The organism is Escherichia sp. HH26CH (assembly GCF_009820205.1).
GTDB classification, from domain to species: domain Bacteria; phylum Pseudomonadota; class Gammaproteobacteria; order Enterobacterales; family Enterobacteriaceae; genus Escherichia; species Escherichia coli_F.
On record NZ_VNXM01000038.1, the window covers coordinates 18,552 to 33,058 of the forward strand.

The following is a 14,507-nucleotide window of genomic DNA, read 5'->3' on the forward strand; positions in this document are numbered from 1 at the left end:
AATCTCGACACAAGAATCAGGACGCAAGTCCCAGTGCGCGTTTGACAGGCCCAAAGCTGCGACGATGATGTTCAGTCGCGCCATATTCAGCCAGTTTTTCCAGATGAAAAGCGGTTGGATACCCTTTGTGCTGGGCAAAACCATATTGCGGGAAAACAATATCCAGCGCCGCCATTTCAGCGTCGCGCGTCACTTTCGCCAGGATAGACGCAGCACTGATTTCCGGTACGCGGCTATCGCCTTTCACCACTGCCATCGAAGGCATCGGTAATTTTGGGCAGCGGTTACCATCAATCAACACATATTCCGGCGCAATATGCAGCCCCGCGACGGCGCGCTGCATCGCCAGCATGGTCGCATGAAGAATGTTCAGTTCGTCGATTTCGTGGGGTTCCGCGCGGCCCAGACTCCAGCTCAACGCTTTCTCTTTGATCTCTTCACAGAGCGCCAGACGGCGTTTTTCGCTCAGCTTTTTGGAATCATTCAGCCCGGCAATCGGGCGCGTCGGGTCAAGGATTACAGCAGCGGTAACCACCGCGCCAACCAACGGCCCGCGTCCAACTTCATCCACACCCGCAACCAGCTGCGTGTGCGGATAAACAAATTCGATCATTGTGCTAACTCCAGAACGGCTTGTGCCGCCTGCTCATCGGCATTGCAGCGGATCTGCTGATGCAGTTCACGGAAGGTATCGTGCATCGCGTGGCTGGTTTTCCCGTTCGCCAACAGCGGTAACAGCGCCGCAGCCAGTTTTTGCGGCTCACACTCTTCCTGCAATAATTCTTTAACTAACTCTCTGCCCGCCAGCAGGTTTGGCAGCGAGACATAATCGGTTTTCACCAGCCGCTTCGCCAACCAGAAGGTGAAAGGCTTCATGCGATACCCCACCACCATCGGGCATTTTGCCAGCATGCACTCCAGTGCAGCCGTACCCGACGCCAATAGCGCCGCATCGCTGGCGACCATCGCCTCACGGCCCATTCCATCCAGCAGATGAACTGACAGGTCTGGCGCAACTTCAGCTTTGATACGCTCAAACTGCTCGCGGCGTTTGGCATTCACCAGCGGCACCACGATCTCGAGATCGGGATATGTCTGACGCAAAAGCTGGGCCGTTTTCAGGAAATCGGCACTCAGCATCTCCACTTCCGCACCACGGCTTCCCGGCAGCAACGCAAGACAGTGAGCATCGTGAGGGATCCCCAGCACATCACGGGCGGCATTTTTATCTGGATCTAACGGCATGGCATCAGCCATGGTGTGACCGATAAAACGGCACGGCACGTTGTATTTGTCATAAAACGCTTTTTCGAAAGGCAGAAATGCGAGCACCAGATCGGTGGCTCTGCCTATTTTGAAAACGCGTTTCTGTCGCCACGCCCAGACGGACGGACTGACGTAATGAATGGTTTTGATACCCTGCTTTTTAAGATTACCTTCGAGGGTAATATTGAAGTCAGGTGCATCAATGCCGACAAAAACATCTGGCTTCAGTTCGCCAAAACGCTTTGTCAGATCGGCACGAATATGCAGTAAGCGACGCAGACGACCGAGCACTTCAACAATGCCCATCACCGCCAACTCTTCCATTTCGTACCAGGCTTCGCAGCCTTCGGCCTGCATTCGTGGCCCGGCAACGCCAACAAAGCGGGCGTTGGGCACTCGTTCTTTCAGAGCACGGATTAAACCGGCCCCAAGGATATCGCCGGAGGTTTCTCCGGCGACCAGGGCAATCGTTAATGGACGCTGTTCAGTCATTAACGAATCAGACCGCGCGTTGAGCGTGCAAAGAAATCGGTAAAGGCTTTTACTTCCGGATATGTTTCCGCCAGTTCGGCAATTTCCGGTTTCACTTCATCGAGCGTTTTACCGCTGCGATAAATCAGCTTATACGCATTGCGGATAGCGGTAATCGCCTCACGGCTGAATCCGCGGCGCTTCAGCCCTTCGATGTTGACACCGAACGGCGTTGCGTGGTTACCCTGCGCAATGACATAAGGAGGGACGTCCTGCGCCACACCGGAACAGCCGCCAACCATCACGTGCGCACCAATGATGCAGAACTGATGGACTGCGGTCATGCCGCCGATGATCGCGAAGTCGTCTACCGATACATGACCCGCCAGCGTTGCGTTGTTGGCGAGGATACAGCGGTTACCTACCGTACAATCGTGCGCAATGTGCGCGTTGATCATCAGTAAGTTGTCGCTGCCCACCTTCGTCAATCCACCGCCCTGGACTGTGCCACGATGAATGGTGACGCTTTCGCGAATGCGGTTACGATCGCCGATTTCCACACGGGTCGGTTCGCCAGCATATTTAAGATCCTGGTTGACTTCGCCGATGGAGGCGAACTGATAAATCTCATTGTCGCGGCCAATTTTAGTATGACCATTCACGACAACGTGAGATTTCAGTACGGTACCCTCACCAATTTCGACATGGGGTCCAACGATACAAAAAGGACCAATGTGAGCGTTGGCGGCAATCGATGCGCCCTCTTCCACAATGGCGGTTGGATGCACAAAGGCGGATTTATCAATCACGTATCAGGCCTCCCGGCTACGAGCACACATCATCGTTGCTTCGCAAACTACTTTACCGTCGACCAGAGCAACCCCTTTAAAACGGGTCAGGCCGCGGCGCGTTTTTTCGAAAGTGACTTCCATGATCATTTGATCGCCAGGCACGACCGGGCGCTTGAAGCGCGCTTCGTCAATACCAGCGAAATAGTACAGCTCACCCGGTTCCAGTTTTCCTACGCTTTTAAACGCCAGAATACCTGTTGCCTGTGCCATTGCTTCCAGAATCAGCACACCCGGGAAAATCGGTTTTCCAGGGAAATGGCCCTGGAAGAATGGCTCATTGACAGAGACATTTTTTACTGCGCGCAGAAAACGACCTTCTTCAAAATCCAGCACGCGATCCACCAGTAAGAACGGGAAACGGTGTGGCAGAAGTTCTAAAATCTCTTCAATCTGCAGAGTATGAGTGTTAGTAGTCAAGATACTCTTCCTGTCAAAATATAAGAAACGACAATAATAACACGGCCTGCCGCAATCGTAAGAATGAGACAGGCCGTAAAGTTTGGCGAACAAAAGATGGAACGTTAGTCTTGTTGATTAACCTTGCGCTCAAGCGATTTCAAACGCTTGCTCATGTCATCAATGTTCATCACCAGTGCAGCGGTTTTGCGCCAGACTTTGTTGGGTTGCAGCGGAATGCCTGAGGAATAGACGCCTGGTTCAGTGATGGGACGCATCACCATACCCATGCCCGTAACCGTCACTTTGTCGCATATTTCCATATGCCCATTGATTACGCTGGCTCCGCCGATCATGCAGTAACGACCAATTTTCAGGCTTCCCGCCATAATGACGCCACCGGCAACCGCCGTATTGTCGCCAATCACGACGTTATGTGCAATCTGGCACTGGTTATCAATGATCACGCCATTGCCAATAACGGTGTCATCCAGCGCACCGCGATCGATAGTAGTACAGGCACCGATCTCCACGCGATCACCAATAATTACGCGACCAATCTGTGGGATCTTCACCCAGTTACCCCGATCGTTGGCATAGCCAAAGCCGTCTGCGCCTACCACTGTTCCGGACTGGATCAGGCAATTCTGACCGATCTGGATCTCATGGTAAATGGTTACGTTCGCCCAGAGACGCGAACCTGCACCGATTTTGCTGTTTTTACCTACGAAGCAACCGGCACCGATAATCACGTTATCGCCCAGTTCAACGCCGGACTCAATCACCGCGTTAGCGCCAATCGATACGTTGTTACCCAGCTTCGCCGTCGCGTCAATCACTGCACTGGGTGCAATGTTCTGCGCGGGCTGCGGCGTGGTATCTAAAATTTGCGCCATGCGTGCGTAAGTCAGGTAGGGGTTCTTCACTACCAGCGCGGCACTTTTCGCGAAAGGAAGATCGTCCTGGGTCATGACAACCGCGGACGCCTGGCACAAGCCTAAATGCTCACGGTATTTTGGGTTAACCATGAACGTGATGTGACCTGTTTGTGCAGATTGCATGGACGCAACGCCGGTGATGACGATATCGCCATCACCGTGTAGTTCTGCATCCAACTGCTGCGCTAAATCAGCCAGTCGAATTGAAGGCATTACTTATTTAACCTGTTTCAGTACGTCAGCAGTGATGTCTTTTACATCGCTGCTGTTGTAAGCAACGGCGTTTGCATCAACAACCAGATCGATATCCTGGCTGTTGGCAACGGATTTCACAGCAGTCTGGATACGAGTAACCAGTTTGCCGCGTTCTTCGTTGGAACGACGAGCGCGATCCTGCTCAAAAGCCTGCGCTTTCTGAGCAAAAGTCTGGCGCTGAGCCATCACGTCTTTTTCCAGTTTGGTACGATCGCTGCCCGCTTTCATGGACTGCAGCTTTTTCATTTTAGCCTGCAGATCGGTTTCCATACGCTGCAGTTCGCTGGCACGGCCTTTGAACTCATTTTCCAGCGTGTTAGAAACACCGGTTTTCTGCGCTACCTGCTGGAACAGGCTGCCCATATTGACGATTGCAATTTTGTCAGCCGCCTGAGCAGAAGTTGCCAGTGCTAAACCGAGACCTGCAGCTAATAACCACTTTTTCACAATAAACTCCTTACCATCCCATTTGCACCGGAGGGTGCAGTTCTTTGCGTGGCCCGGCGATCTTATATTGATCGCCTAAAGTCATCGCTACACTACCACTACATTCCTTTGTGGAGAACACTTACCAGGTTTTACCGATGTTAAACTGGAACTGTTCTGCCTTGTCTCCATCGTACTTTTTGAACGGCTGGGCGTAGGAGAACACCAACGGCCCCAATGGGGACATCCATTGTAATGCGATACCCGCAGACATACGGATATTGCTTGGATCACTATAGTCCGGATATCCAGAATATTGGCTGGAATCCCAGTTTGTATCCCAAACGGTACCCATATCCCAGAAGAAGGAAGTACGAACCGAGTTAGCATACTTGTCGCTAATGAACGGCGTCGGGGTGATGAACTCGAGGCTGGCAACCGCCATAGCGTTACCGCCTACAGCATCATCCGATTTACACAGGTCTTTCGCGCCGTCCTGAGTCGCACATTCGTAATCATAGTCCGGATCATAATTACTAGCCTGATGCGGGAAGTAAACTGCTTTCGGACCAATGGTATTGGACTGGAAGCCGCGCACGGTGCTGGAACCACCGGCATAGAAGTTCTCGTAGAACGGCATCTCTTTGCCGCCTAAACCATCACCATAACCCCAGCGGGTACGACCCAGAACAACCCATTTGTGATCGTCATCGATCGGCACATAAGTCGCCGTGTCTAACGTCACTTTGTAGTATTCGTTATCCGATCCCGGAATGGTCACTTTACCGGTCAGGTTGACACGTGAACCATCTGTCGGGAAGTAACCACGGTCAAGCTTGTTATAGGTCCAACCATAGTTGAACGTGAAGTCGTCCGTTTTGAAGCTGTTATCCTGATCAGAGGTACTCGGATGTTCACCCATAGAGTACAGATAACGCCACATCGCAACCTGAGGCTGCATGTTGGACAGGGAGTTATGTACATAACCCAGACCTGCACGCAGCGAGTTATATTCGTTAATCGGGAAGCCCAACGTCACGTCTGTACCATAACTCTTGTTGGTATAGTCGGACAGGTCGGCGTCATCTGCCTGGAAGTCATTATAGAAGAGACGACCACCGAGGCTTACGCCATCTACGGTGAAGTACGGGTTGGTTACCGACAGTTCAGCATAGGTCTGGTAATCGTTTTTGGTCCCGTTGATACCAACAGCATAACCCGTACCTAACCAGTTATCCTGTTGCACACCAGCCTGGAAGCTCACGCCACTTTCAGTACCGTAACCAATCCCGAAGTTGAAGCTACCGGTGTTACGTTCTTTCACCTTGTAGACTACATCAACCTGGTCCGGGCTACCCGGAACACGTTGGGTATCGGTATCGACAGTTTCAAAGAAGCCCAGACGATTCAGACGCTCCTTACCCTGATCGACCAGATCGCTCCCCAGCCATGCACCTTCCATCTGACGCATTTCGCGACGCAGGACGGCATCTTTCGAGGTATCGTTACCTTCAAAACGGATCTTACGCACATAGAAACGGTTACCCGCATCAACGTTCACACGTAATTTAACGGTTTTGTCAGCATCGTTAATTTCAGGCATCGACTGTACGCGCGGATAGGCATAACCGTAGCGACCGAGAAGCTTTTTAATGTCATCTTCCATTTTGGTCACTTTGGTGCCGTTATACAGCTCACCCGGCTCGATCTTAGTCAACTGCTCAATTTCAGCGGAGTGCCCGGCAAGGTTACCGCTCACTTCAACGCCAGAAAGCTTGTATTGATCGCCTTCGGTGATGTTCACCGTGACGTAAATACCTTTTTTATCTGGCGTCAGACTGACCTGGGTAGAGTCAATGTTGAAACGAGCATAACCGCGATCCAGATAGTAGCTGCGCAGGGTTTCAAGGTCGCCTGCCAGTTTCTGTTTCTGGTATTTACGATCGCCTACTACGTTCCACCACGGCACTTCGTCACGCAATTGGAAATGAGAGATCAGTTCGTCGGTGGTGAAAGCATGGTTACCAACAATGTTAATTTGCTGGATTTCAGCTGACACACCTTCCTGGAACACCAGCTTGAGGTCAACACGGTTGCGCGGCAGCGGGGTCACGACAGCTTTAACGCTGGCGCTATATTTACCGACGCTGTAGTAGAAGTCTTCCAGACCTTTCTCGATATCGGCAATGGTGGTGCGATCGAGGGATTCGCCCACACGCACGCCAGAAGCCTCGAGGTTTTGCTTCAGCATGTCATCTTTCACCGATTTGTTACCGGAGAAAGTAATGCTGGCAATGGTCGGACGTTCTTTTACCTGAACCAGAAGGGTATCACCATCACGAAGGACGCGAACATCCTCAAAGTTGCCGGTAGCAAACAGAGCGCGAATGGTATTACTGATATCTTCATCATTAACCGTGTCGCCTGTGCGCACCGGCATACTGAGGAGGGCCGCACCAACGGCGACACGCTGAAGGCCTTCGAAATGAATATCTTTCACTACGAACCCTTCAGCACCGTATACGGTGGCGCTGCTAAACAGCAGCGACGCTATGAGCAACTTTTTCATCGCCATCGTTATTATGCGTTCTTCCTAACTAACTCTCATAACCGAGAGAAATCATTGAAAAGTGCAAGCCCCATTAACAGCACCAGCAGAATCGAGCCAATGCGATAACAAAAGTCTTGAACCCGCTCGGATACCGGTCCGCCCTTGATCTTTTCGATCGCAAGGAACAGCAGATGCCCCCCATCAAGTACGGGCAACGGAAACAGGTTAATTATTCCTAAGTTCACGCTAATGAGCGCAAGAAACGGCAGGTAATAAACAACCCCGAGTTCCGCTGTCATCCCAGCCCCCTTGGCGATAGAGATCGGCCCACTGAGGTTGTTCAGTTTCACATCACCGGTGATCAATTTTCCCAGCATACTGACCGTCAGCTTCATCAGCTGCCACGTTTTGTCCGTGGCTTCGACGATAGCGTTGAACGGCCCATACTGGCGTACAACTTTATACTCATCTGGCAAAGGAATGACTTTCGGCTCAATACCGACAAAACCAATCGCTTTACCATTACCCGGTTTACTCTCCGGGATTAATGTCAAAGACAAGGGACTCCCCTGTCTTTCGATTTCTAACGCTAAGGATTTACCCGGGTTATCCCGGACAAGCATCACAAAGGTCACCCACTGCGTTAAGGGCTGACCATCGACTTTAACGATCCTGTCGCCTGCTTGCAAACCTGCCTTGCTTGCGGCCGAGTTTGGCTGCACATTTTCCAGTACAGGTTCAATTTGCGGGCCACGAGGACGAATCCCCAGCGAAGATACCGGATCTTCTTTATCAGGCTCAAACGCCCAGTGACGTAAATCGAGCTTTACATCCCGTCGTTGGTCGCTGCCAAATGGCGCTACCGTAATGGTGGTGCTTTCATCGCCAATTTTATCGACCAACTGCAAACGCACGGCATCCCAATCAGGCGTTTCGATACCATCTACGGCTTTTAGTTCCGTACCTGGTGCAATTTGTGCTTCCGCAGCTATCGAATTGGCTGCTATTTCGCCAACCACCGGACGTACGCCAGGCACACCAATAATAAAAACCAGCCAGTAGGCAAAGATAGCAAAAATGAAGTTTGCAACCGGACCTGCGGCAATAATCGCCGCACGTTGGCCGACAGATTTATTATTGAAGGCATGGTGGCGGAGTTCCGGAACAACCGGTTCTGCGCGCTCATCCAGCATTTTGACATAACCGCCCAACGGGATCAGGGCGATGACATATTCGGTGCCTAGCTTATCAGTTCGGCGCCAGAGCGCCTTGCCAAAACCTATTGAGAAACGCTCAACGCGAACACCACAACGCCGGGCAACCCAGAAATGACCAAATTCATGCACGGTGATAAGTACACCCAGTGCAACGATGAACGAAGCCAAATCCCAGAGAAAACTCAGCATATTACCTTCCGTTAAAGCGTCCTGAATACCAGTAACAACAAGCAAGCAAAGACCGGTACCGCAGCCGTCAGACTATCAATACGATCTAAAATACCACCGTGTCCTGGAATTAAATGACCGCTGTCCTTAATTCCTGCTTCACGCTTAAACATACTCTCGGTCAGATCGCCGAGCACTGAGGCTAACGCTGCGACAATAGAGCAAATGAGTAAGGTGACGGGAGCGACGTCGAGATTCGCCCACATGCCATAACCCCATGAGATTACCGCTGCAGTCGCGAGTCCACCGATAAAGCCTTGCCAGGTTTTACCCGGAGAAACCTTCGGTGCCAGCTTATGTTTACCAAACAATTTGCCAAACATATATGCGCCAGAGTCAGCGCCCCATACCAGGATCATGACATAGAGCAGCCATATTGCGCCACTGTAATGATTCTCGTCGTAGTGCCAGGCCCGTAACGCCAGCATGCCCCAGAAGAAGGGAACAATGGTTAGCACGCCAAAAATAATGCGCAATGTTTTAGAGTTACGCCAGATTGCTGCGGAACCTGGGTAAAACAGCACCAGCAATAGCGCGACAATCCACCAACCCAGCGAAGCCCAAAGTGAGATTTCAACCAGCGGTTGATGAATATTTCGGTGATATTCCGGCAACAGAAAAAGCATCAGCGCCAACAATAACCCACATAACACCGCCAACCATACTCGCTGCGAGCGAGTGGTAAAACCGCTAAGCTGTCCCCATTCCCACGCTGCCAGCATACAGACCACCAGCGTTACAATGGCGAACCCCACCGGCGGCAACAGAAACAACGCCGCGATGACGACGGGTATTAACACAAAAGCAGATATCAGGCGATACTTCAGCAAAAGCGACCCCCATCAGGCTGTTTCATCACCGGGCTCGGTGCCGCCGAAACGACGCTCTCGATTAGCAAAGGCATTTAACGCCCCTTCAAAGTCTTGTTCATCGAAATCGGGCCAGAGAACATCTGTAAAGTAAAGTTCGGCATAGGCAATTTGCCAAAGCAAAAAGTTACTAATGCGATGCTCCCCCCCAGTCCTAATTACTAAATCTACAGGGGCCAGTTCATGCATACAGACATGCTGGTTTAGCATCTCTTCATCTATCTGATCTGGTTGCAGGTTTCCTTGCTGCACCTTTTCAGCCAGTTGCCTGACTCCCTGGACTATATCCCAACGTCCACCGTAGTTCGCCGCAATATTCAGCGTTAGACCGGTATTTCCGGCTGTTAGCGCTTCCGATTTACGAATACGTTCTTGCAAACGCGAGTTAAAGCGACTGGTATCGCCAATAATACGCAGACGCACGTTATGTCGGTGCAGACTCTTTACTTCGCTATCAAGCGCCCACACAAACAGTTCCATTAACGCACTGACTTCCTGCGCTGGTCGGTTCCAGTTTTCACTACTAAAGGCATACAGAGTTAACGCCTCAATACCGTTGTTGGCCGCAAAAGAGACAGCCCGGCGGACGGATTTTGCCCCGGCTTTATGCCCAAAGGCACGAATCTTCCCTTGCTTTTTTGCCCAGCGGCCATTGCCGTCCATAATGATCGCAACATGACGACAGCCATGTACTGGCAATTTTTCGCTAAGTGGTTGAGTAGCAGACAACATCACGCGTTTCTTATTCCCTGACAGGGTTTACGGTACTCAGGAATACTGAAGCCTATACAAAAAAAAGCCGTGTAAAACCACGGCATACCTGACCTTATAAAGCCAACTACTTACGATCAGATGGCGCAGACTATATCACTGAAGCCCTACGCTAACAAATAGCGTGACTCTCTGTAGCCGGATTATCCTCAGCTTGCGAGACGCATCACCTCTTTTCTGGCGACTTCACGCGCGTTCGCATCAACAGATAACACATCGTCCACACATTGTGGTTCGCGCATATCCATTTTTTCCAGTACGGATAAATTCAACGCGGCGATATCCGTAAAGCGGATTTGTTGCGCAAGAAAGGCTGCAACGGTGATTTCGTTTGCGGCATTCAATGCAGTCGTCGCAGCCTGGCCTTGTTCGAACGCCTCCATTGCCAGTTTAAGGCATGGATAGCGATCATAATCCGGTGCGGCAAATGTCAACGCACTGAGTTTGCAAAAATCGAGCGGCTTCACACCAGAGTTCACGCGATTCGGCCAGGCCATGGTGTGGGCAATTGGCGTACGCATATCCGGTTCACCCAACTGCGCCAGAACACTGCCGTCCTGATAACGCACCATTGAGTGAATCACTGACTGCGGATGAATCAGCACTTCCATCTGGCTGGCACTGGCGTTAAACAACCAACGCGCTTCAATGTATTCCAGACCTTTGTTCATCATGGTAGCCGAATCGACAGAAATTTTACGCCCCATCGACCAGTTCGGATGACGGCAGGCTTGATCCGGCGTCATTGTTGCCAAATCGCGCAATGGCGTCTCACGGAAAGGGCCACCAGACCCGGTAAGTAAAATGGACACCACGCCATTTTGCTCAAGGTCAGCGTATCCCAGATTATGCTGGATAGGTTGCGGTAAACTCTGAAAAATGGCGTTATGTTCGCTATCGACCGGTAACAATTGCGCTTTGCTCTGCTTTACGGCGTCCATAAACAGACGTCCGCAAGTAACCAGTGATTCTTTATTGGCCAGCAAAATGGTTTTACCCGCGCGGATCGCAGCAAGCGTAGGTAACAGCCCAGCAGCGCCAACAATGGCTGCCATCACCTGATCAACATCCTCAAGCGCTGCCATATCGCAAGCGGCTTGTTGCCCACTTAAGACTTCGGTGCGGCTACCCTGTTGCTGTAGCATCGTTTTAAGAAGTTTCGCACTCGCTTCATCGTCCATTACAGCATAGCGGGGAGAGAATTCCAGGCACTGTTCTACCATGCGAGTGACATTTTTGCCTGCCACCAGCGCAACTACGCGGAAGTGTTCGGGATTATGGCGCACCACGTCCAGCGTGCTGCAACCAATCGAGCCGGTCGAGCCCAGAATGGTGAGTTGCTTCATGAAACATCCAGAGTTGAGACAGAATAAAAAGCAAAACGCCGCCAGCCGATCCGCAAGGATCTACTGAGCGGCGTTTTTTGTCGTTCAAGAAATCAGAACTGCATCAGTTCTGCTTCTTTGTCTGCCAGCGCCGCTTCAATTTTCTTGATTGCAGCATCAGTCAGTTTCTGTACATCGTCCTGAGAACGGCGATCGTCGTCTTCGCTGATCTCTTTATCTTTCAACAGTGCTTTCACTTTGTCGTTCGCGTCACGACGCACGTTGCGTACTGCAACACGCGCTTGCTCTGCTTCACCACGAACAATTTTGGTCAGATCTTTACGACGTTCTTCCGTCAGCGGTGGCAGCGGAACACGGATGTCGCTACCCGCAGAGTTCGGGTTCAGGCCAAGATCGGACGCCATAATCGCTTTTTCAACGGCCGGAGACATTGAACGATCAAACACGTTGATTTTCAGAGTACGGGAATCTTCTACCGTTACGCTTGCCAGCTGACGCAGCGGCGTCGGCGTGCCGTAATATTCCACGACAATGCCATCCAGCAGGCTGGGAGAAGCACGACCCGTGCGTATTTTGCTGATTTGGGTTTTGAACGCTTCTACGCATTTATCCATGCGTACTTCAGCATCTTTTCTGATATCGCTAATCACGTTACGAATCCTTGAAAACTTGTCTCAGTCAGACCAGACAGTCACACACAGTGGAAGTGTGCTAAGTATAGCCCTGATTAAACATATTACGGGTAATCGTCTGGATTATTAGGCTATTTTATTTGCCATTTTGGCCCCGGGCAGTGCTCGCCATCCTCACGTACTTGTGTACGCTCCGGTTGCTGCGCGCTGGCCGTGACCAAACTGCCTGCAACAATAACGCCTTATAACCAGACTTACGCCCCCGCGATACTTGTGCGGAATCTTACCCTTATTTATCCATCACGGGAATTATTCCGTGATTAAAGTCCCTTCTTTTTCACCCATTACCACACGGCGCAGCGCACCCGGTTTGTTCATGTTGAAAACACGAATCGGTAATTTATGGTCACGAGCCAGCGTGAAGGCCGCCAGGTCCATGACTTTCAGCTCTTTTTCCAGCACTTCGCTGTAAGTCAGTTGCTCGTACATGGTTGCGGTTGGATCTTTCGCCGGATCAGCGGTAAACACGCCGTCAACTTTGGTTGCTTTCAGCACCACATCAGCTTCAATTTCGATACCACGCAGGCAAGCTGCTGAGTCGGTGGTAAAGAACGGGTTACCTGTACCGGCGGAGAGGATCACCACACGGTTGTTGCGCAACAAGCTGATAGCTTCTGCCCAGCTGTAGCTGTCGCACACGCCATTCAATGGAATAGCGGACATCAGACGAGCGTTCACATAGGCGCGGTGCAGTGCATCACGCATTGCCAGGCCGTTCATTACAGTCGCCAGCATCCCCATGTGGTCGCCCACAACGCGGTTCATACCCGCTTTCGCCAGACCAGCGCCACGGAACAGGTTACCCCCACCAATCACCACACCAACCTGAATACCCAGTTCAACCAGTTCTTTGATTTCCTGAGCCATACGATCCAGTATGCTTGCATCAATACCGAAGCCTTCCGTGCCCTGCAGAGCTTCGCCACTCAACTTAAGCAGAATGCGTTTATAGACGGGTTTTGCATTGGTAGCCATGTTTCTTTCCTGAGACTGTCAACGATTGAAATGAATTAATACCGGCGACATTGTACGTCGCTTTTCAGCGCAGCCCCATAAGGGTTAGCTGAATTTACAAGATGGGCGCAAAAAGAAGCCGCCCTCAGGCGGCTCCTTTTCGATAATTAAGACTGCTTGGACATCGCAGCAACTTCTGCTGCAAAGTCAGTCTCAACTTTCTCGATGCCTTCACCCACTTCGAAGCGGATGAAGCCAGTCACTTCAGCGTTATGCTCTTTCAGCAGCTGACCAACAGTTTTGCTTGGTTCCATAACGAACGGCTGACCGGTCAGAGAAACTTCGCCGGTGAATTTCTTCATGCGGCCTTCAACCATTTTCTCTGCGATTTCTTTCGGCTTACCAGACTGCATCGCGATATCCAGCTGAACCTGGTATTCTTTCTCTACCACTTCAGCGGAAACGTCTTCCGGTTTGATGAATTCTGGTTTGCTTGCAGCAACGTGCATAGCGATGTGTTTAACCAGCTCTTCGTCAGCGCCTTTAGCAGCAACCAGAACGCCGATACGCGCACCGTGCTGATAAGAACCCAGAACGTCGCCTTCCAGCGCAGCAACGCGGCGAATGTTGATGTTTTCACCGATTTTCGCTACCAGCGCAACACGTTCTTCTTCGAACTGTGCTTTCAGAACTTCAACGTCAGTGATTTTGCCAGCAACAGCTGCGTCCAGAACTTTGTCTGCGAACGCCTGGAAACCAGCGTCTTTTGCAACGAAGTCAGTCTGGCAGTTAACTTCCAGAATGATGCCGTAGTTGCCGTCGATTTTGGTTTTGATCACGCCGTCAGCAGCAACGTTGCCTGCTTTTTTCGCTGCTTTGATAGCACCGGACTTACGCATGTTTTCGATTGCCAGCTCGATGTCGCCGTTAGCTTCAGTCAGTGCTTTTTTGCAATCCATCATGCCTGCGCCAGTACGCTCACGCAGCTCTTTTACCAGGGATGCGGTAATTTCAGCCATTCTAAAATCCTCGGAGATGTGATCTGCCCGGCATTAAACCGCACAGATATAAAAGTGAAAAAGGGGGCCATATGCAGGCCCCCTAACCAAACGTGTACTACCTGGTCTATAAGGGCTCTCCCCCTTCATATTTCGCGCCGCAGATGCGTTGTCTTCGCTCGCTCATCCCGGTCACTTACTGATGTAAGCTCCCGGGAATTCTCGAGCTTGCCGCCTTTCTGCAACTCGAACTATTTTGGGGGAGTTATCAAGCCTTA

General features: G+C 51.2%; 14 protein-coding genes. All 14 read right to left on the reverse strand.

Annotation, left to right across the window (positions count from 1 at the left end; all coding sequences use genetic code 11):
- Positions 1-16 precede the first annotated feature (16 nt).
- Positions 17-613, reverse strand: coding sequence for a ribonuclease HII (gene rnhB, locus FQ015_RS12085; protein ID WP_000569442.1), 597 nt, complete (start codon positions 611-613; stop codon positions 17-19).
- Positions 610-1,758, reverse strand: coding sequence for a lipid-A-disaccharide synthase (lpxB, locus tag FQ015_RS12090; RefSeq protein ID WP_000139667.1), 1,149 nt, complete (start codon positions 1,756-1,758; stop codon positions 610-612). The genes rnhB and lpxB overlap by 4 nt, the downstream gene beginning before the upstream one ends.
- Positions 1,758-2,546, reverse strand: coding sequence for an acyl-ACP--UDP-N-acetylglucosamine O-acyltransferase (gene lpxA / locus FQ015_RS12095; protein WP_000565958.1), 789 nt, complete (start codon positions 2,544-2,546; stop codon positions 1,758-1,760). The genes lpxB and lpxA overlap by 1 nt, the downstream gene beginning before the upstream one ends.
- 3 nt (positions 2,547-2,549) lie before the next feature.
- Complete coding sequence (gene fabZ / locus FQ015_RS12100) at positions 2,550-3,005, reverse strand: 3-hydroxyacyl-ACP dehydratase FabZ (RefSeq protein WP_000210739.1); 456 nt, start codon at positions 3,003-3,005, stop codon at positions 2,550-2,552.
- Positions 3,006-3,109: 104 nt separating this feature from the next.
- The gene (gene lpxD / locus FQ015_RS12105) at positions 3,110-4,135 is read right to left on the reverse strand and encodes a UDP-3-O-(3-hydroxymyristoyl)glucosamine N-acyltransferase (protein WP_001139282.1); all 1,026 of its coding nucleotides are present in this window, start codon (positions 4,133-4,135) and stop codon (positions 3,110-3,112) included.
- A gap of 3 nt (positions 4,136-4,138) precedes the next feature.
- Complete coding sequence (gene skp, locus FQ015_RS12110) at positions 4,139-4,624, reverse strand: molecular chaperone Skp (protein WP_000758956.1); 486 nt, start codon at positions 4,622-4,624, stop codon at positions 4,139-4,141.
- 121 nt (positions 4,625-4,745) lie between these two features.
- The gene (gene bamA / locus FQ015_RS12115; RefSeq protein WP_001240896.1) at positions 4,746-7,178 is read right to left on the reverse strand and encodes an outer membrane protein assembly factor BamA; all 2,433 of its coding nucleotides are present in this window, start codon (positions 7,176-7,178) and stop codon (positions 4,746-4,748) included.
- Positions 7,179-7,207: 29 nt separating this feature from the next.
- Positions 7,208-8,560 (reverse strand): sigma E protease regulator RseP, encoded by a 1,353-nt coding sequence (gene rseP, locus FQ015_RS12120; RefSeq protein WP_001295561.1) that lies wholly within the window; start codon positions 8,558-8,560, stop codon positions 7,208-7,210.
- 11 nt (positions 8,561-8,571) lie between these two features.
- Positions 8,572-9,429, reverse strand: a complete 858-nt coding sequence (gene cdsA, locus FQ015_RS12125) for a phosphatidate cytidylyltransferase (protein ID WP_000922437.1) — start codon at positions 9,427-9,429, stop codon at positions 8,572-8,574.
- Between the two features lie 12 nt (positions 9,430-9,441).
- Positions 9,442-10,200 carry a (2E,6E)-farnesyl-diphosphate-specific ditrans,polycis-undecaprenyl-diphosphate synthase gene (gene ispU / locus FQ015_RS12130; RefSeq protein WP_001517776.1) on the reverse strand — a complete coding sequence of 253 codons (759 nt, stop codon included), beginning with the start codon at positions 10,198-10,200 and terminating at the stop codon, positions 9,442-9,444.
- 188 nt (positions 10,201-10,388) lie between these two features.
- Positions 10,389-11,585 carry a 1-deoxy-D-xylulose-5-phosphate reductoisomerase gene (gene ispC / locus FQ015_RS12135; RefSeq protein WP_000811923.1) on the reverse strand — a complete coding sequence of 399 codons (1,197 nt, stop codon included), beginning with the start codon at positions 11,583-11,585 and terminating at the stop codon, positions 10,389-10,391.
- A 92-nt stretch (positions 11,586-11,677) separates the two neighbouring features.
- The gene (frr, locus tag FQ015_RS12140) at positions 11,678-12,235 is read right to left on the reverse strand and encodes a ribosome recycling factor (protein WP_000622418.1); all 558 of its coding nucleotides are present in this window, start codon (positions 12,233-12,235) and stop codon (positions 11,678-11,680) included.
- 291 nt (positions 12,236-12,526) lie between these two features.
- Positions 12,527-13,252, reverse strand: a complete 726-nt coding sequence (pyrH, locus tag FQ015_RS12145; protein WP_000224573.1) for a UMP kinase — start codon at positions 13,250-13,252, stop codon at positions 12,527-12,529.
- 146 nt (positions 13,253-13,398) lie between these two features.
- On the reverse strand, positions 13,399-14,250 hold the full coding sequence (tsf, locus tag FQ015_RS12150) for a translation elongation factor Ts (RefSeq protein ID WP_000818114.1): 852 nt from the start codon (positions 14,248-14,250) through the stop codon (positions 13,399-13,401).
- Positions 14,251-14,507 lie beyond the last annotated feature (257 nt).

Bases quoted from the DNA above. Each gene is read 5' to 3' on its own strand.
- lpxB (WP_000139667.1), bottom strand. From the start codon at position 1,758: ATGACTGAACAGCGTCCATTAACGATTGCCCTGGTCGCCGGAGAAACC.
- bamA (WP_001240896.1), bottom strand. From the start codon at position 7,178: ATGGCGATGAAAAAGTTGCTCATAGCGTCGCTGCTGTTTAGCAGCGCC.
- rnhB (WP_000569442.1), bottom strand. From the start codon at position 613: ATGATCGAATTTGTTTATCCGCACACGCAGCTGGTTGCGGGTGTGGAT.
- pyrH (WP_000224573.1), bottom strand. From the start codon at position 13,252: ATGGCTACCAATGCAAAACCCGTCTATAAACGCATTCTGCTTAAGTTG.
- ispC (WP_000811923.1), bottom strand. From the start codon at position 11,585: ATGAAGCAACTCACCATTCTGGGCTCGACCGGCTCGATTGGTTGCAGC.
- lpxD (WP_001139282.1), bottom strand. From the start codon at position 4,135: ATGCCTTCAATTCGACTGGCTGATTTAGCGCAGCAGTTGGATGCAGAA.
- ispU (WP_001517776.1), bottom strand. From the start codon at position 10,200: ATGTTGTCTGCTACTCAACCACTTAGCGAAAAATTGCCAGTACATGGC.
- rseP (WP_001295561.1), bottom strand. From the start codon at position 8,560: ATGCTGAGTTTTCTCTGGGATTTGGCTTCGTTCATCGTTGCACTGGGT.
- tsf (WP_000818114.1), bottom strand. From the start codon at position 14,250: ATGGCTGAAATTACCGCATCCCTGGTAAAAGAGCTGCGTGAGCGTACT.